Below are 17,106 nucleotides of genomic sequence, written 5' to 3' on the forward strand. Positions count from 1 at the left end.
CTCGCCAACAAGTTGGCTCCTACAGGTCCGTGTTGATCGCAGGCGCTTATGGAGCTTGGATGTCGGCGTTACTGTAGGAGCGAACTTGTTCGCGAGGCGTTTTGGCTGACACACCGCGTTTGCCATACTCGCCAACAAGTTGGCTCCTACAGGTCCGTGTTGATCGCAGGCGCTTATGGAGCTTGGATGTCGGCGTTACTGTAGGAGCGAACTTGTTCGCGAGGCGTTTTGGCTGACACACCGCGTTTGCCATGCTCGCCAACAAGTTGGCTCCTACAGGTCTGTGTTGATTGCTGGCTCGAATTCGGCTCGCAGCATCGCCACAAACGCCTCGCGCGCCGGGTGGTGTTCGGAGTTTTCGTGCCAGTAAAACAGGTTGTCGATTGAGGTCAGTTCAGGGAATTCGTAACCGACCCAGCCCGCACCTTTGCGGTACTGCTCGAATACGCCCTTGGGCACCAGCGCAACACCAGCCCCGGCGCTGACACATCCGACAATCGTGCCGTAATTGGCGATGCTGATGATCGGCTGCGTCTGGCCGTTTTGCATCAGCCAACGCTCCAGCGCTGCCCGATAGGGACACCCTTCGGGCCACATGAAAATCGACTTGCCGTGCAAATCGGCGGCGCTGCGCAACGGGCCCAGAGACTGCGACGCTATCAACACCAAATCTTCCCGGTACATGCTGGTGCGCTTGAGCCGTGGACGCTTCACGTCGATGGCGACAATCGCGCCGTCCAATTTGTTGTTCTGCGTGGCGTCCAGCAACTGCAAGCCCGTGCCGGTGACCAACTCCAACGACACGTCCGGGTATCTGGCGTGGTATTTGGCGAGCAATCGCGGCAAGCGCGCGGTCGCTGAGGACTCGATTGCGCCGATCCGCAAAGGCCCGGAAGGTGCAGCATCCGGATGCACCGCGCGCTTGGCTTCGTCCGCCAACGTCAGCATTTTGCCTGCGTACGTCAGGAAGATTTCTCCCGCCGGGCTGATTTGCAAACCCCGGCCCTGACGGAAGAACAGCGCGACGCCTAATTCTGCCTCCAGCGCCTTGATCCGCGCCGTGATGTTGGACGGCACGCAATGCAGAACCTCGGCGGCGCGAGCGATGCTGCCGGTGTCGGACACAGTCTTGAACATACGGATTTGTGCCAGTTCCATAGCTCACCAAAAGTGAATGGTCAGGTCATTATTGCTCGGTTGTGGTGAGCATAAGTTGTTTCGATACTGAGGACGACGATTAATAAGTCCCGTCCTGAAGGAGCATCGAAATGAACACCGTGACCCACCCTGCACCGACAATCGGGCCGGACACTGTCGAGGCGAAGCCCTCGCAGCGCGCGACAGGGGTGAAAATCACGTTGGCGACCTTGTTCGTGGTGACGTGCTGGGGATTCTCGCCCACCGGCATCCGCATTGGATTGCTGGGCTACGATCCGGGGCATCTGGCGCTGCTGCGCTTTTTGATCGCGTCGTTGTTCATGGCGCTGATTGCCACGTCGATGAAGATCACCCTGCCGCGTTTACGGGACGTCCCGCTGCTGGGCGTGCTTGGGTTTTTCGCCGTGAGTCTGCACCACATCGCGCTCAACTTTGGTCAGGCCGGTGTCAGCGCTGGGGCTTCCAGCGTGTTGGTGCAATCGACGCCTTTGTTCACCGCGCTGTTGGCGCATTTCGTGTTCAGGGAAAAGGTCGGCGCCTGGTGTTGGGGCTGCGTGCTGTTGGGCATGATCGGTGCGGCCATCGTTGTAACTGGCGATCGCGGTCTGGGCCACATTGATGCGCGCGGATTGTTGGTCCTGCTGGCGGCGTTTTCCTGGAGCATTTATTTCTCGCTGCAAAAGCGTCACTCCCATCGCTACGACGGCTTGACCATGGTCTGTTACACGGTCTGGTCCGGTACCGTTTTTCTGCTGATTTACCTGCCTGGCCTGCTGGGCGAGGTGCTCAATGCGCCGCTGCGAGTCAACGTGGCGGTGGGCGTGCTCGGGTTGTTTCCCAGCGCGCTGGCGTACTTGGCTTGGGCGTATGTGCTCGATCATATGGACGTGAGTCGTGCCTCGATGAGCCTGTACCTGACGCCGCCGATGGCCATTGCGATTGCGTCGGTGATGCTGGGGGAATTGCCCTCGCCCATGGTGATTGTCGGGGCGGTGGTGGTGCTGGTCAGCGTGTTGGCGCTGAATCTGCGGCGTGAGCGGGTGGGGGTGTTTGCAACGCCTAAATCGTAGGAGCGCGCTTGCCCGCGATTACGGTCTGTCAGAGGCTGATTAGTTGCCTGACACAACGCCATCGCGGGCAAGCGCGCTCCTACAGTTGGCAGACTATTCGTGATCTGAGCGAAACATTCATTTGGCCAGGCATGCCTTTTTCGACAGTAATCATCGGCAGATACTCACTCCCATCATTTACATCAAACGGGAGTCAGCCCATGAATATCTTCATCACCGGCGCCGCAGGTTTCATCGGCGGCTCCATCGCGACCGGCCTTGTGCAGCGCGGCCACCACGTCACCGGTCTGGTTCGCAGCGCCGAACAAGCCGAAGAAATGAAAACTCTGGGCATCGTGCCAGTGATCGGCACGCTTGAAGACGACGCACTGCTGACCGAGCAGGCGAGCAAGTCCGATGGCGTGATCAACGCCGCCAGCAGCGATCATCGCGGCGCAGTCGTTGCATTGATCGAAGGCCTCAAAGGCTCGAACAAACCGTTTCTGCACACCAGCGGTTCGAGCATCGTCGGCGATGCCTCCGGCGGTAAAGGCGGCGGTCAGGTGTTCTACGAAGGTCAGTTGCCTGCTGCGACCCCCGACAAAGCAGCCCGCGTTGCCATCGATGATCTGGTGATCGATTCGGCAAAAGACGGCGTGCGCTCTGCGGTGATCTGCAACACGTTGATCTACGGCTTGAGCCTGGGCGTGGACCGCGACAGCGTGCAACTGCCGCGCTTGCTCAAACAGGCACGCAAGAGCGGTGTGGTTCGCCACGTAGGCCCCGGCGAAAACGTCTGGTCCAATGTGTTCATCGAAGACGTGGTTGAGCTGTACGCGCTGGCGCTGGAGAAGAACCCTGCAGGCACCTTCTATTTCGTTGAAAGCGGCGAAGCATCGTTCGTCGACATGACCAACGCCATGGCCGAGGCGCTGGGTCTGGGCAAATCAGAGGACTGGCCGCTGAAGGATGCCGAAGCCGAGTGGGGCTATGAAATGGCCAACTACGGTCTGGGTTCCAACAGTCGGGTGCGCGGCAAGAACGCTCGCGAGCTGCTGGGTTGGGTGCCGAAGCGCACGTCGGTAATCGACTGGATCAAGCACGACATGATCAAAGCCTGATCCGCGTTCCTCAACGGGATAGCGGCCACCTTCGGGTGGCCGTTTGCGTTTGTGGCCGGTTTCATCATTAATGGCAGCGCTTGACGTTACTCTTCTTCAGCATTCAGACAGCAGCCATACAGCACGCGCGTACGATGCTGTCGCGCTACGCCACCAGAGTGCTATCGCACCACGCCATTAAGGAAGCCTCATGCGAGTCGTTATGCTCAAGACCCTCGCGCTGTCGGTCATTTTTGCCGCCAGTACACCGGTATTTGCCGTCGCGCTGGAGGGCGGTGCCGTTGCGTCGCCCGACCGATATGGCGCAGACGTCGCCGCACAGATTCTCAAGAAAGGCGGCAACGCGGTCGATGCCGCCGTCGCCACGGCCTTCACCCTCGCCGTGACCTACCCGGAAGCCGGCAACATCGGCGGCGGCGGTTTCATGACCTTGTTCATGAACGGCAAACCCTACTTTCTCGACTACCGCGAAACCGCGCCCAAAGCCGCCAGCCGCGACATGTATCTGGACGACAAAGGCGAGGTCATCAAAGGCATGAGCCTGATCGGCGCCCGCGCTTCAGGCGTGCCTGGCACCGTGATGGGCATGTGGGAGGCGCATCAGAAGTTCGGCAAATTGCCTTGGTCCGAGCTGCTCACCCCGGCCATCGGTTACGCAAAGAACGGCTTCAAAGTGGCCGACAAGCAATACCAATACAGCGCCGAGTCGATCAAGCAGCTCGATGGCAAGACCAACTTCGGTGACTACTTCGCCAGCATGAAAGCCGGGGAGCTGTTTCGTCAGCCAGAACTGGCCAAAACCCTGGAACGCATCGCCAACAAGGGCGCCAACGAGTTTTATCAAGGGCAGACCGCTGACTTGCTGGTCGCGCAGATGCAGCGTGACAACGGCCTGATCACCAAGCAGGACCTGCAGGATTACAAAGCTCAATGGCGCAAGCCGCTGCACGTCAACTGGCAGGGCAACACGCTCTACACCGCGCCGCTGCCAAGCTCGGGCGGCGTGGCGTTGGCGCAGTTGATCGGTATCAAGGAAGAGCTGGCGGATGACTTTAAAGGTGTGCCGCTTAATTCCGCGCGCTACGTTCACCTGCTGGCCGAAATCGAGAAGCGCGTGTTTGCTGATCGCGCCAATTACCTGGGCGATCCGGATTTTTCCGTTGCGCCGGTCAATCAATTGACTGACCACGCCTACCTCGTCAAGCGCGCCCATGAGGTCAACCCGACAGCGATTTCACCCACTGAAAACATCAAGGCCGGGCTTGAATCGCACCAGACCACACACTTCTCCATTGTCGACTCCAAAGGGAACGCGGTCAGCAACACCTACACGCTGAACTGGGATTACGGCAGCGGCGTGGTGGTCAAGGGCGCCGGCTTCTTGATGAACGACGAGATGGACGATTTCAGCGCCAAGCCGGGCGTAGCCAATACGTTTGGCGTGGTAGGTGGAGAGGCCAATGCGATTGCGCCCGGCAAGCGCATGTTGTCGTCGATGAGCCCAAGCCTGGTAACGCGGGACGGGCAGGTGACACTGGTGTTGGGCACGCCGGGTGGCTCGCGGATTTTCACTACCGTGTTTCAGGTGCTGAACAATATCTATGACCTGCACATGCCGCTCAAAGACGCCGTGGCGGCGGGGCGCGTGCATCACCAGTTGTTGCCCAAAGACACGATCTACACCGAAAACTTCGCACCGCTCGCTGCTCCGGTGGCTGATGAACTGAAAGCGATGGGCTACACGCTGAAGGAGCAGGGCTGGTCGATGGGCAACGTGCAGGCGATCAAGATTGACGGCGCGAAAGTCGAAACCGCGTCCGATCCGCGTGGGCGGGGAGTGGGGATGGTGGTGAAGTGAGCTTGAGGATCTGACGCGGATCAGCCTGCCGAGACTGTCCCGTGGGAGCGGACCTGTCCGCGAATACAATCTGTCAGGCGATGAATATGTAGAGAATGTATCTGCCCCTATATCGCGGACAGGTCCGCTCCCACAGGTTTTGCATATGCCGCCGATTGATTGGCGTGCCGATGACTTGTAGGAGCGCGCTTGCCCGCGAAAGCGATGTTTCAGGCGTTGGAGATGTAGCGGGATGTCCCGGCCTCATCGCGGGCAAGCGCGCTCCTACAGGTATTGCATATGCCCGCCGATTGATTGGCGTGCATGTGATGTGTAGGAGCGCGCTTGCCCGCGAAAGCGATGTTTCAGGCGTTGGAGATGTGGCGGGATGTACCGGCCTCATCGCGGACAGGTCCGCTCCCACAGGTTTTGCATATGCCGCCGATTGATTGGCGTGCCGATGATCTGTAGGAGCGCGCTTGCCCGCGAAAGCGATGTTTCAGGCGTTGGAGATGTAGCGGGATGTACCGGCCTCATCGCGGGCAAGCGCGCTCCTACAGGTATTGCATATGCCCGCCGATGCGGTGGCAGACATGTGATCCTATAGGAGGGAGCTTGCTCGCGATGGCGGTCAGTCAGGCGATAAACGCCTTAATGATGCTCGCGCGTCGCGCGGAATTTCACGTCCGGCCAGCGCTCTTCCATCAGGGCCAGGTTGACGCGGGTCGGGGCGAGGTAGGTCAGGTGACCGCCGCCGTCCACTGCCAGGTTTTCCACGGCCTTGTTCTCGAATTCCTCAAGCTTCTTCTTGTCCGGGCAATCGATCCAGCGCGCTGAATAGACAGTGATCGGCTCGTAGGCGCATTCGACCTTGTATTCTTCCTTCAAGCGACTGGCGACCACATCGAACTGCAGCACACCGACGGCACCGAGAATGATGTCGTTGCTGCGCTGGGGGAAGAACACCTGCGTGGCGCCTTCTTCGGCCAGCTGTTGCAGGCCCTGACGCAGCTGCTTGGACTTGAGTGGGTCCTTCAGGCGCACACGACGGAACAGCTCTGGCGCAAAGTGCGGAATCCCGGTGAAACCCAGTGCTTCGCCTTCGGTGAAGGTGTCGCCGATCTGGATCGTGCCGTGGTTGTGCAAACCGATGATGTCCCCGGCGTACGCTTCTTCCAGTTGCTCACGCTCCGAGGAGAAGAACGTCAGGGCGTCGCCAATCCGCACGTCCTTGCCGGTACGCACATGGCGCATTTTCATGCCCTTGTCGTACTTGCCCGAACAGATGCGCATGAACGCAATCCGGTCGCGGTGTTTCGGGTCCATGTTCGCCTGGATCTTGAACACGAAGCCTGCAAACTTTTCTTCGGTCGGCTCAACCGTGCGCTCGTTGGCAACGCGGGCCAACGGCAGCGGCGCCCAGTTCACGACCGCATCGAGCACGTGGTCGACACCGAAGTTGCCCAGCGCAGTACCAAAGAACACCGGGGTCAGTTGGCCGTCGAGAAACTCCTGCTGGTTGAACTCATGGCAAGCGCCTTGAACCAGTTCCAGTTGATCGACGAATCGATCGTACTCGTCACCCAGATGCTCGCGGGCTTCGTCCGAATCCAGCTTCTGGATAATCTTGACGTCAGTGCGTTCATGCCCGTGGCCTGCGGTGTAGACGATGATGTAATCGTCGGCCAGGTGGTAAACGCCCTTGAAATCGCGGTAGCAGCCAATCGGCCAGGTGATAGGCGCGGCTTTGATTTTCAGGACGGCTTCGATCTCGTCCAGCAACTCGATCGGGTCACGAATGTCCCGGTCCAGCTTGTTGATGAAGCTGACAATCGGCGTGTCACGCAGACGGCAGACGTCCATCAGCGCAATGGTCCGCGGCTCAACGCCTTTACCGCCATCGAGCACCATCAGCGCCGAGTCGACGGCGGTCAGGGTGCGATAGGTGTCTTCGGAAAAGTCTTCGTGGCCCGGGGTGTCGAGCAGGTTGATCATGTGATCGCGATAGGGGAACTGCATGACCGACGTGGTGATGGAAATACCACGTTGTTTCTCCATTTCCATCCAGTCGGATGTCGCATGGCGGTCGGACTTACGGGATTTCACCGTACCGGCCACGGCAATGGCCTTGCCCATCAACAACAGTTTTTCGGTGATGGTGGTCTTGCCCGCATCCGGGTGAGAAATGATGGCAAAAGTGCGGCGTTTCGCGACTTCGGCGGCCTGTCTGGTCATGGGAAATCGCCCGAGAGGTGATTCAAAAAAGGGCGGCGATTATAGCCCAAACAAAGGTAATAACCGAACCGTTCAGTCGATAAAGGGTGGCCAGATGGTGTCTCACGTGGGAACCTTTGCGGTCGTGGAGACGTCCACTCCCTCGCAATCAAGCTTGTCGAGGCCTGCTAAATCAGCAAGTTAGCTTGACGAAGCTGCGCTCATGGCTTGTGAAATCGCCTAACCGGCGACCCACCCGCTGCTCTTCGCGAACGTTCGCACGGCTACCTGAAAGGGTCAGTCAGGCGCGACGCGTTCGCCGACTGAAATAAGGAGTCCGCCTGTGGCTAATCGCTATGGCAAGGGGCTATTGGGAGGCGCGATTACGATCGTGCTCCTGGCCCTGCTGGTCCACTGGATCGGCATCGACACGTTCAAGCAGTATCAAGACGATCTGCTGTTTTACCTGCAAGCGCATCTGGTGCTGGTGCTGGCCTCAATGTTGGCGGCGCTGGTGGTCGGTATCCCGACTGGCATTTTGCTGAGTCGGCCGAGCATGGTTCACCGCGCTGAACGCTTCATGCAGATCTTCAACATTGGCAACACCATCCCGCCTCTCGCTGTACTGGCCATTGCGCTGGGTATTCTCGGCATCGGCAGCGGTCCGGCCATCTTCGCGCTGTTTCTCGCCTCATTGTTGCCCATCGTGCGCAACACCTACGAAGGCCTGAAAAACGTTCAGGGTTCTCTCAAGGAAGCCGCCACCGGCATCGGCATGACACCGCGTCAGGTGCTGTGGCGGGTTGAGCTGCCCAACGCCGTGCCGATCATGATCGGTGGCGTGCGCGTCGCACTGGCGATCAACGTCGGCACCGCGCCGCTGGCCTTCCTGATCGGCGCCAACAGCCTGGGCAGCCTGATCTTCCCCGGCATCGCCCTGAACAATCAGCCGCAATTGCTGCTGGGCGCGGCATGTACCGCCTTGCTCGCGCTGCTGCTCGACGGCCTGGTGACATTGGGCAGTCGTATCTGGCTGGAACGCGGCCTGGCTCGTTGAGCTGCCGTGCAGTGAAAGGAATTTCAATGAAGAAGTTATGCACATTTATAGCGGGCGTGAGCCTGTTGCTGACCGGATTCGTCCAGGCAGCAGAAACCTCCGCCGAGCGCCCCTTGCTGCGCATCGGCGCGCGGGTGTTCACCGAGCAGACCATGCTCGCCGAACTCACTGCGCAATACCTGCGCGACAAGGGTTATCAGGTTCAGATTACGGGCGGCTTGGGCAGTAACCTTGCGCGCAGTGCGCAGGAATCCGGCCAGTTGGACATGCTCTGGGAATACACCGGTGTCTCGCTGGTGGCTTACAACCACGTTGATGAAAAGCTCGACAGCGAGCAGACCTATCAGCGCGTTAAAGAGCTGGACGCCAAAAAGGGCCTGGTCTGGCTCTCGCCGTCCAAGTTCAACAACACCTACGCCCTGGCGTTGCCGGACAAAGTCGCCCGGCAGTACCCGCAGATCAACACCATGTCCGACCTGACCGTGGTGCTCAAGGATGAAGCGAAGAAGGGCCACATCGTTGCGCTGGACACCGAATTCGCCAACCGTTCTGACGGTCTGGTGGGGATGGTCAAGCACTACGACATGAACCTGAACCGCGAGAACACCCGTCAGATGGACGCCGGACTGGTCTACACCGCCCTGCGCAACGGCCAAGTGTTCGCCGGGCTGGTTTACACCACTGACGGTCGTTTGAACGCCTTCAAATTGAAGGTGCTGCAAGACGACAAGCACTACTTCCCGGACTACACCGCAGCGCCAGTGATCCGCAAAGAATATCTGGACAAGCACCCGCAACTGGCTGCGCAGCTCAAGCCGCTCGCCGATCTGCTGGATAACCAGACAATGATCGCTTTGAACGCGCGTATCGATGTTGATCACGAAAGCCCGGCCGCCGTGGCCGCGGAATTCCTGCGGGCCCATCCGATCAATCCGAGCGCGGATGACGCGCCGCTGAAACCGGAGGAAAAGCCATGAATTTTCTCAGCACTTTCTCCCACATCGATTGGAATCAGGTGTTTCACCTGACCCTGCAGCACATCACGCTGGTGGGTATCGCGGTGTCATTGGCAATTATCGTCGGCGTGCCATTGGGCGTGTTGATGACGCGCTTCCCGACTCTCGCCGGTCCTCTGCAGGCCAGCGCTACCGTACTGCTGACGATCCCGTCGATTGCCTTGTTCGGGCTGCTGTTGCCGTTTTATTCCAAGTTCGGTCAGGGCCTGGGCCCGATGCCAGCGATCACTGCCGTGTTTCTCTATTCACTGCTGCCGATCATGCGAAACACCTATCTGGCCCTGACCGGCGTCGAGCCCGGCATTCGCGAAGCCGCCAAAGGCATCGGCATGACTTTCTCCCAGCGCTTGCGCATGGTGGAGCTGCCGATTGCCGTGCCGGTGATCCTGGCCGGTGTGCGTACCGCCGTGGTCATGAACATCGGCGTCATGACCATCGCCGCGACCATCGGTGCCGGTGGTCTGGGCGTTCTCATTCTTGCTTCCATCAGTCGTAGCGATATGTCGATGTTGATCGTCGGCGCCGTGCTGGTCAGTGTGTTGGCGATCATCGCCGACCTGTTCCTGCAATGGCTGCAACGCTCGCTGACTCCAAAAGGATTACTGAAATGATTGCCAAGCAAATGATCGAACTGCAAAACCTGACCAAGACTTTTCAAAGTAACGGCAAAGAAGTCAAAGCTGTGGATTCAGTGAGCCTGACCGTCAATGAAGGCGAGATTTGCGTCTTCCTTGGTCCGTCGGGTTGCGGCAAAAGCACCACGCTGAAAATGATCAACCGCCTGATCATGCCGACCTCCGGCAAGATCCTGATCAACGGCGAAGACACCACCGGCATGGACGAAGTCGAGCTGCGCCGTGGTATCGGTTACGTGATCCAGCAGATCGGTCTGTTCCCCAATATGACCATCGAGGAGAACATCGTGGTCGTGCCGAAACTGCTCGGCTGGGACAAGCAGAAGTGCCACGACCGTGCGCGCGAACTGATGAGCATGATCAAGCTGGAGCCCAAGCAGTATCTGCATCGCTACCCGCGTGAATTGTCCGGCGGCCAGCAACAGCGTATTGGCGTGATCCGCGCGTTGGCGGCCGATGCGCCGTTGCTGCTGATGGATGAGCCATTTGGCGCGGTCGACCCGATCAACCGCGAGATGATCCAGAACGAATTCTTCGAAATGCAGCGCGCGCTGAACAAGACCGTGATCATGGTCAGCCACGACATCGACGAAGCCATCAAGCTGGGCGACAAGATTGCGATCTTCCGCGCGGGCAAACTGCTGCAGATCGATCACCCGGACACCCTGTTGGCACACCCGGCAGACGATTTCGTCAGTAGCTTTGTCGGTCAGGACAGCACGCTCAAACGCCTGCTGCTGGTCAAAGCCGAAGACGCCGCCGACAACGCGCCGTCCGTCAGCCCTGAGACGCCGGTCGCCGATGCGCTGGAAATCATGGACGAAAACGACCGCCGTTATGTAGTCGTCACCGACAGCGAAAACAAAGCCATGGGCTATGTGCGCCGCCGCGACCTGCATCGCCAGGCGGGTACGTGCGAGCAATACCTGCGCCCGTTCAACGCCACCGCCGCCTACGACGAACACCTGCGCATCCTGCTGTCGCGCATGTACGAGTTCAACCGCTCGTGGCTGCCGGTGCTGGATGCTGAAAACGTGTTCCTGGGTGAAGTCACGCAAGAGTCGATTGCGGCCTATCTCAGCTCCGGTCAGTCGCGCGGGATGAAGACAAGTATCGTCTCGCCAGCGGAAGTGGCGGAGCAGGCTGCTTCGGTTTGATTTGGCGCTGACTCTTTGTAGGAGCGCGCTTGCCCGCGATCGGGGGGTGTCATTGATAAATATGCCGGCTGAGAAACCGCGTTCGCGGGCAAGCGCGCTCCTACAAGGGCTGTTGATAACTCCGACAATGGCTATCACCGGGAACATCACCCTGTCACATCGGTCGGTTACTACAGGGTGCATCCCGAGACGCAAATGCCCGTCCGGCAAAAACGGGCGAAATGGCGACATTTTTTGTTGATCTCAAGCCTCTCAAGTCCTACAGTTCGCGCCGAACGTCCAAGCTGGAAACGATCCATCCGGCTCAAGTACTGACGACGAGACAGCAAGGCCAAGGAAGCGTCGCTCTCCATGGCCTTTTTTGCTTTCGGCGGACATGCCTTGGGAAGTAGGCGAACCAAAGTGGGGATACACACGGAGGACGTTCATTTGCACCCATTGTTAATTTCAGTTTGCCAACAGGAGTTCCCAGCATGTCGATCCAGGTCGAAGACTATTTCGAAAAAACCACCTTCGATAAAATGAAGGCGTTTGCCGACAAGCAAGAAACCCCATTCGTGGTCATCGACACCGCGATGATCAGCAAGGCCTACGATGACCTGCGTGCAGGCTTCGAATTCGCCAAGATCTACTACGCCGTCAAAGCCAACCCGGCTGTTGAAATCATTGACCTGCTCAAGGAAAAAGGCTCCAGCTTCGATATCGCCTCTATCTATGAGCTGGACAAAGTGATGAACCAAGGCGTCAGCCCGGATCGCATCAGCTACGGCAACACCATCAAGAAATCCAAGGACATCCGCTACTTCTACGAGAAGGGCGTGCGTCTGTTTTCCACCGACTCCGAAGCCGACCTGCGCAACATTGCCAAGGCTGCGCCGGGTTCGAAAGTCTACGTACGTATCCTCACCGAAGGCTCGACGACGGCTGACTGGCCTTTGTCGCGCAAATTCGGCTGTCAGACCGACATGGCCATGGACCTGCTGATCCTCGCCCGTGAGCTGGGTCTGGTGCCTTACGGCATCTCCTTCCACGTCGGCTCGCAACAGCGCGACATCAGCGTCTGGGACGCCGCGATCGCGAAAGTGAAGGTCATCTTCGAGCGTCTGAAAGAAGAAGACGGCATCGTTCTCAAGCTGATAAACATGGGTGGCGGCTTCCCGGCCAACTACATCACCCGCACCAACAGCCTGGAAACCTACGCTGAAGAAATCATTCGCTATCTGAAAGAGGACTTCGGTGATGACCTGCCGGAAATCATTCTGGAGCCGGGCCGTTCGTTGATCGCCAACGCCGGCATTCTGGTCAGCGAAGTGGTGCTGGTGTCGCGCAAGTCGCGTACCGCCGTCGAGCGTTGGGTGTACACGGACGTTGGCAAGTTCTCCGGCCTGATCGAAACCATGGACGAAGCCATCAAGTTTCCGATCTGGACCGAGAAGAAAGGCGAAGTCGAAGAAGTGGTCATCGCCGGCCCGACTTGCGACAGCGCCGACATCATGTACGAGAACTACAAGTATGGCCTGCCGCTGAACCTCGCTATCGGTGACCGCCTTTACTGGCTGTCTACCGGCGCTTATACAACCAGCTATAGCGCGGTTGAGTTCAACGGCTTCCCGCCGCTCAAGTCGTTCTACGTCTAAAGCTGTTGCGGTGATACAAAAAGCCCGCGAGTGATCGCGGGCTTTTTTATGTGTGCCAATACTGAGTTTGTCCGGCGTGGCTACTCGCCGGTCCTGAGTACCACTATCTCCTTGCCTAGGCGCTGTACTTCATCCAGTTCGACCATTATCAGTTTCATACCTGTAGCCAGTCTGGCCAACGTTGCAACCTTCTCCATGCCAGCAAAACTTTCACTGGCCTTTGCCAGCAGGTAATTGATCCGTTCATGCTGGGTCAGAAAATTGGCCGTTGCCCCCATACCTGCAAAATAATGATACCGGGTGGTGTGCAACAGCTTGCGCGCGGACTCTATGCGTGGCGGTTTAGGACATTTGGCATTGGCGTGATGCAAATGCACTGACATAAAGTCGAAAACCCTGGGAAGTACCTTATAAATGCCCTGGCGTACCTCTTGGTGCCCGGAGGTACTGACACGGGAAATTTCAGAAAACACGCACACCCATCTCTGATGGTATTGCAGCAGCTGGAGGCAGTTTTTTATCGGCTCGGTGCCGGTTGCGGGATAAAGATATGCCGGTACAACCAAACCGCTCAAGCGGGAGACCGGGCCCCTCTTTTCGACCGCTGATAACGTTGGAATGTATGAGTCAAGATACTGGGTGAAGCTTGCAATTTCCTTAAGATGCCCGGTCATGAGCCGGTAAAAGCCTGGGTCAGTTTTAAGTTTCCAAAATCTGGCTTGACTCGCTCCCTCCCTCATCTCTGTGGTAGGCGGCCGCGTAACGCCGAATTTGTTGCCTAGCTCGGCAGCCCGGGTAAATTCACCCACTACGCCCGGCGTCGTTTCGATAAATGCCATGCAGGCGTCAATGTCATCAAACTGACGTTGAGTAATAAATGTTCCGGTCATAGTTTTCTTCTAGAAAAAGCCGGGGTCTAGCATCGATGTGCTCTGCCCCGGCGTTGCTCCCAATGATCAGGCCAACACTTTCAGATAGCCCGACAGTGCAAGAGCGTCGGAAACGAGTTCCGAGACGGTGGATTCGTCCGTCGTCTCGGCAGAGCGATACACGTCGATGAAGGATTGTTTTGCCGCGATGATTTTCCTGAACTGCGCGATGTAGAGATCGCGATGATCATCAAAGCTATGACAGGCGGCGATAAAATCCCTTTTCATGCCGCAAATGCGTAGTTCAACGGTTTTGTCGTAAGTAAGCGCAAGCAAATCGTCCATTTGTTTGCGGATCGCGTTGCGAGCGTCCATCAGTCCAAAATAGTTGATCAGGGATTCCAGCCTTTCCATCACTTGCTGGGCCAGTTCGATAGCCTTCTCAACCACGGCGACTTCGGGGCCAGCCATGCCCAGTTTGGCGATTTCCTGAGCATTGAGCATCGTGTCCTTACCGACCTGCGCGAAGCTTTTGCCTTCGATAAGGGCCATGGCTTCAGTCAGTGTCTGGCGCTTTTGCTCCAAGGCCGTCATGCGCTCCTGAATTTCCAGAATTTCCACTGGCAGGCGTTGCTGCTCAGCCTCCAGTTGCACGAGGTACTGACGGGTGGCGACCCGGTCGATGGGTTGCGTCATAGGGACCAGTAACTGTTGAAGCGTGGTGTGACCCTGGCTTACGACTTTCAGGACTTTTTCAGCCTGACTGCCAATATCTTCCAGAATCTCCTGTCTGTCCGTATCCCCGGCGCTGGCGAGTTCCACCTGATATTCCTTCAGGGTTTTGGTATTGATCAGTAGTTTTGTATTTGTGGACAAGGCCACTTCCCTGAGTTTAAACACTGCGTCGCGCATGGCGTCATCCACGCCGATAACTCGGGAATGCAGACTGGGAAGGTAATCGGTCTGAATAAACAATCGGCGGACTTCAACGCCGGCCTGACCCGCATCGCCAGCAGACTGGCGAAGGATTGAAGTATCCAGATCAGGGTATTCGATGAACGAAGGGAATCGAGTAACGTTATTCATTTTTTAACTCCGTATTCTTCTCTAAACTCGGCGTCTGCCTGTGCGAAAACGGCTTGCAGGGCCTTAGCGTCTTTTTCGATGGTTGCCCATGGGGCTACAACCAGATTGAATTGATTCTTGAAACGACGAAGGCTGAGCCCGTCGTTGATTCCTTTGATCTCTTCGCTGGAAGCCGCGATAAAGGTGCTCAGCGTGTTCCATACAGTGATGAGATTCTTGGTCGCGATGTCCGCGTCGATAACCAGAAGGTCCAGATCCTGAAAATCTGCGCGTACTCGGTTAAGCGATGCCAGAATTCGGCTCTTGGATTCCATGAGCGCAATGTCGGCGTCTTGTCGCTGGCGCAATTGATTGCGTTCCTTGCGAATTTTTTCGGCCTGCACACTGACGTAAATGACGAAGATCAAACCGGAGGTGACACCGCCAATGGCCTCTTTTACAAGTTGTTTGTATTCTTTGTTCTTTTCTTCAATGTCTTTGGCGCGGGCATCAATTTTTGTTTGCAGTGATTTGATTTCACTGCCTAATGAATTGTTGTCGATAGTTGCGAGCTTCAGTTTTATTTCAGGAATGACCTTGTTTGCAAGCTCTTTGCCAAACTTATCCAGTCGCTGTTTTATCGTGTTGGCCTCAGCTTCCCGCTCACGCACTTTCCCGAGGATTTGGTCCAGGTAGTAACCAATGTCCTCGCGATCGATCTTTTCGATGTCCGGAAACTTGGTGCCCAGTTCCATCTCAACGCGACGTAAGTCAGCAAGCGTTTTAATATCGTATTTCTCGATGAGGCCAAGAGCTTTGATGTCATCGAAAACTTCGGTCATGCTTTTGCCATTCACCTGCATCGAGACGGCAAAGGTTTGCAGTCTGTCACTTACCGTTAGCAGGTCCGTGCGCAGTGGATTCCATTGGCCGGCGTGGTCATGAATCAGCTGAAACGAGCGCTGAAAGTCGGTGGCTTCCAATCCTTTTCCTGCACCTGTTTCGTAGCCCAGATAAGCGATGACGTCGTCGATGTCAACGGGAAGCGCCAGTCCCGCCATTTCATATCGCTTGAGATGTTTAACTTGTTCCTTGGTTAAAATCAGGCCGGTGTCTCGAGTTTCATCCGAGTCCGCGATGGACTTGGTAAACAGTGACAACGGCTCCTCTGCGGCTGCTTCGGCGATAATAAGATTGTTAAATTGCATGATCATTAATCCTTTAATGATTCGGAATTTACATAGTTGAGAAACTTTATCTCGGTGTTGGGCAGCATTGCTTTGCAGTTCTGCACGTCGAAAAGAGTAAGTTGCAGTCTGCGGAGCGTCAAATAGGAAAGACGGTCTGAAGATGTAGGAGGTTTCTAATGCCAATTATTGCTGGGAGCTGAAGTGCCCGGATCTGCGGGATGAACCCATTTGCGTGAAATATTAAGTTATCCAATCCTGAGTCAAAGTCTGCACGACGTTGAGCTCAATTCAGAAACTTATCGGTATCAGTCGGTTTTAAAAAGTCTGGCGTATTCACGTTTATCGTATTCATCACCCAGCTCGGCGGCACGCTTGAAATACTCGACCGCCAGAGCGCGCAACTCACTTTGGGTGGCTGACAAGAGCGTTTGGCGGCTGACACGCAAAAAGTTGAGATTGCCGATACTTAACGCGGTGTTGAGCCACAACAAGGCTTCTTCGATCCGCCCCTGATCGGCCAACACGCTGGCGTAGCTGAATTGGCCCCTGAAATCTCCAGCCTCGGCCGAGCGCCGATACCAGATGTACGCTGAGGGTAAGTCTTGCTCGCAGACCAAACCCTCTTCCAGATACCGGCCTAACAGATTCATCGATTTCCCATGGCCCATTTCGGCGCCGCGGCGATAGCAGGCTAGGGCACCAGCCTGATCTTCAGCAACGCCACGGCCCGTTGCCAGTAGATTGCCCAAGTTGTACAGACCCCAATCGAGCCCGCTATTTGCCGCCTGCCGATAGTACTTCGCGGCGAGTGTGGCATCTGCGCTGCAACCCCACCCATGCTCATGGCAACGGCCAAGCATGTTCGCAGCCATCGCGTGACCGTTTTGCGCCGCGATCTGAAACCAGATAACGGCCAGCGCCGGGTCACGTTCGATACCGTTTCCGTCCAGCAATATCTGGCCGAGCAATGCCTGGGCATCGATGATTTGCGCTTTTGCGGCGACGAGTATTGCCTGCGCCGCGCGCGCCGGGTTTTCACTGAGCATCATTCGCAGCTGCTCGCCGTCGAGCACTTCTTCGCGGCGCAGTTTCCAGGTCATG

Annotated in this window: 14 protein-coding genes; 8 read left to right on the top strand and 6 right to left on the bottom strand. The window is 57.0% G+C overall.

From position 1 onward, the window contains the following. Positions 1 to 273 precede the first annotated feature (273 nt). A complete protein-coding gene (locus ACWKV9_RS00110; protein ID WP_483834072.1) occupies positions 274 to 1,158 on the bottom strand; it encodes a LysR family transcriptional regulator in 885 nt (294 codons plus the stop codon). 110 nt (positions 1,159 to 1,268) lie between these two features. On the opposite strand from ACWKV9_RS00110, the gene ACWKV9_RS00115 reads away from it, so the two are divergent. From ACWKV9_RS00115 to ggt, 3 genes are all read left to right on the top strand, one after another. Continuing rightward, complete coding sequence (locus tag ACWKV9_RS00115; protein WP_483834073.1) at positions 1,269 to 2,228, top strand: DMT family transporter; 960 nt, start codon at positions 1,269 to 1,271, stop codon at positions 2,226 to 2,228. 200 nt (positions 2,229 to 2,428) lie between these two features. Then, a complete protein-coding gene (locus ACWKV9_RS00120) occupies positions 2,429 to 3,328 on the top strand; it encodes an NAD-dependent epimerase/dehydratase family protein (protein WP_483834074.1) in 900 nt (299 codons plus the stop codon). Between the two features lie 190 nt (positions 3,329 to 3,518). Then, a complete protein-coding gene (gene ggt / locus ACWKV9_RS00125; protein WP_483834075.1) occupies positions 3,519 to 5,186 on the top strand; it encodes a gamma-glutamyltransferase in 1,668 nt (555 codons plus the stop codon). A gap of 630 nt (positions 5,187 to 5,816) precedes the next feature. Here ggt and ACWKV9_RS00130 read toward each other — a convergent pair. Then, positions 5,817 to 7,400, bottom strand: a complete 1,584-nt coding sequence (locus tag ACWKV9_RS00130) for a peptide chain release factor 3 (RefSeq protein WP_483834076.1) — start codon at positions 7,398 to 7,400, stop codon at positions 5,817 to 5,819. A 322-nt stretch (positions 7,401 to 7,722) separates the two neighbouring features. Here ACWKV9_RS00130 and ACWKV9_RS00135 point away from each other — a divergent pair, with 322 nt between their 5' ends. The 5 genes from ACWKV9_RS00135 (at position 7,723) to ACWKV9_RS00155 (ending at position 12,881) form a co-directional block, all read left to right on the top strand. Continuing rightward, positions 7,723 to 8,436: an ABC transporter permease gene (locus ACWKV9_RS00135; RefSeq protein WP_483834077.1), complete on the top strand. Its 714-nt coding sequence runs from the start codon at positions 7,723 to 7,725 to the stop codon at positions 8,434 to 8,436. A gap of 26 nt (positions 8,437 to 8,462) precedes the next feature. After that, complete coding sequence (locus tag ACWKV9_RS00140) at positions 8,463 to 9,413, top strand: glycine betaine ABC transporter substrate-binding protein (RefSeq protein WP_483834078.1); 951 nt, start codon at positions 8,463 to 8,465, stop codon at positions 9,411 to 9,413. Beyond that, positions 9,410 to 10,063, top strand: coding sequence for an ABC transporter permease (locus tag ACWKV9_RS00145; RefSeq protein WP_483834079.1), 654 nt, complete (start codon positions 9,410 to 9,412; stop codon positions 10,061 to 10,063). The genes ACWKV9_RS00140 and ACWKV9_RS00145 overlap by 4 nt, the downstream gene beginning before the upstream one ends. Positions 10,064 to 10,074: 11 nt before the next feature. After that, positions 10,075 to 11,244 (top strand): osmoprotectant ABC transporter ATP-binding protein OsmV, encoded by a 1,170-nt coding sequence (locus ACWKV9_RS00150; RefSeq protein ID WP_483834703.1) that lies wholly within the window; start codon positions 10,075 to 10,077, stop codon positions 11,242 to 11,244. A gap of 473 nt (positions 11,245 to 11,717) precedes the next feature. After that, the gene (locus tag ACWKV9_RS00155) at positions 11,718 to 12,881 is read left to right on the top strand and encodes a type III PLP-dependent enzyme (protein ID WP_483834080.1); all 1,164 of its coding nucleotides are present in this window, start codon (positions 11,718 to 11,720) and stop codon (positions 12,879 to 12,881) included. 80 nt (positions 12,882 to 12,961) lie between these two features. Here ACWKV9_RS00155 and ACWKV9_RS00160 read toward each other — a convergent pair whose 3' ends face one another. From ACWKV9_RS00160 to ACWKV9_RS00175, 4 genes are all read right to left on the bottom strand, one after another. After that, a complete protein-coding gene (locus tag ACWKV9_RS00160; protein WP_483834081.1) occupies positions 12,962 to 13,771 on the bottom strand; it encodes a hypothetical protein in 810 nt (269 codons plus the stop codon). A gap of 66 nt (positions 13,772 to 13,837) precedes the next feature. Then, entirely contained in the window at positions 13,838 to 14,662 is an 825-nt protein-coding gene (locus ACWKV9_RS00165) for an alpha-xenorhabdolysin family binary toxin subunit B (RefSeq protein ID WP_483834082.1), read from the bottom strand. A 170-nt stretch (positions 14,663 to 14,832) separates the two neighbouring features. After that, positions 14,833 to 16,023, bottom strand: coding sequence for an alpha-xenorhabdolysin family binary toxin subunit A (locus ACWKV9_RS00170; protein WP_483834083.1), 1,191 nt, complete (start codon positions 16,021 to 16,023; stop codon positions 14,833 to 14,835). A 287-nt stretch (positions 16,024 to 16,310) separates the two neighbouring features. Next, a complete protein-coding gene (locus tag ACWKV9_RS00175; protein WP_483834084.1) occupies positions 16,311 to 17,105 on the bottom strand; it encodes a tetratricopeptide repeat protein in 795 nt (264 codons plus the stop codon). Between the last annotated feature and the right edge of the window lies 1 nt (position 17,106).

Source organism: Pseudomonas corni, from assembly GCF_057128765.1.

Excerpts from the sequence above, each read along its gene's own strand:
- ACWKV9_RS00110 (WP_483834072.1), bottom strand. The coding sequence starts at position 1,158 with ATGGAACTGGCACAAATCCGTATGTTCAAGACTGTGTCCGACACCGGC.
- ACWKV9_RS00115 (WP_483834073.1), top strand. The coding sequence starts at position 1,269 with ATGAACACCGTGACCCACCCTGCACCGACAATCGGGCCGGACACTGTC.
- ACWKV9_RS00120 (WP_483834074.1), top strand. The coding sequence starts at position 2,429 with ATGAATATCTTCATCACCGGCGCCGCAGGTTTCATCGGCGGCTCCATC.
- ggt (WP_483834075.1), top strand. The coding sequence starts at position 3,519 with ATGCGAGTCGTTATGCTCAAGACCCTCGCGCTGTCGGTCATTTTTGCC.
- ACWKV9_RS00130 (WP_483834076.1), bottom strand. The coding sequence starts at position 7,400 with ATGACCAGACAGGCCGCCGAAGTCGCGAAACGCCGCACTTTTGCCATC.
- ACWKV9_RS00140 (WP_483834078.1), top strand. The coding sequence starts at position 8,463 with ATGAAGAAGTTATGCACATTTATAGCGGGCGTGAGCCTGTTGCTGACC.
- ACWKV9_RS00145 (WP_483834079.1), top strand. The coding sequence starts at position 9,410 with ATGAATTTTCTCAGCACTTTCTCCCACATCGATTGGAATCAGGTGTTT.
- ACWKV9_RS00150 (WP_483834703.1), top strand. The coding sequence starts at position 10,075 with ATGATCGAACTGCAAAACCTGACCAAGACTTTTCAAAGTAACGGCAAA.
- ACWKV9_RS00155 (WP_483834080.1), top strand. The coding sequence starts at position 11,718 with ATGTCGATCCAGGTCGAAGACTATTTCGAAAAAACCACCTTCGATAAA.
- ACWKV9_RS00160 (WP_483834081.1), bottom strand. The coding sequence starts at position 13,771 with ATGACCGGAACATTTATTACTCAACGTCAGTTTGATGACATTGACGCC.
- ACWKV9_RS00165 (WP_483834082.1), bottom strand. The coding sequence starts at position 14,662 with ATGCGCGACGCAGTGTTTAAACTCAGGGAAGTGGCCTTGTCCACAAAT.
- ACWKV9_RS00170 (WP_483834083.1), bottom strand. The coding sequence starts at position 16,023 with ATGCAATTTAACAATCTTATTATCGCCGAAGCAGCCGCAGAGGAGCCG.
- ACWKV9_RS00175 (WP_483834084.1), bottom strand. The coding sequence starts at position 17,105 with ATGACCTGGAAACTGCGCCGCGAAGAAGTGCTCGACGGCGAGCAGCTG.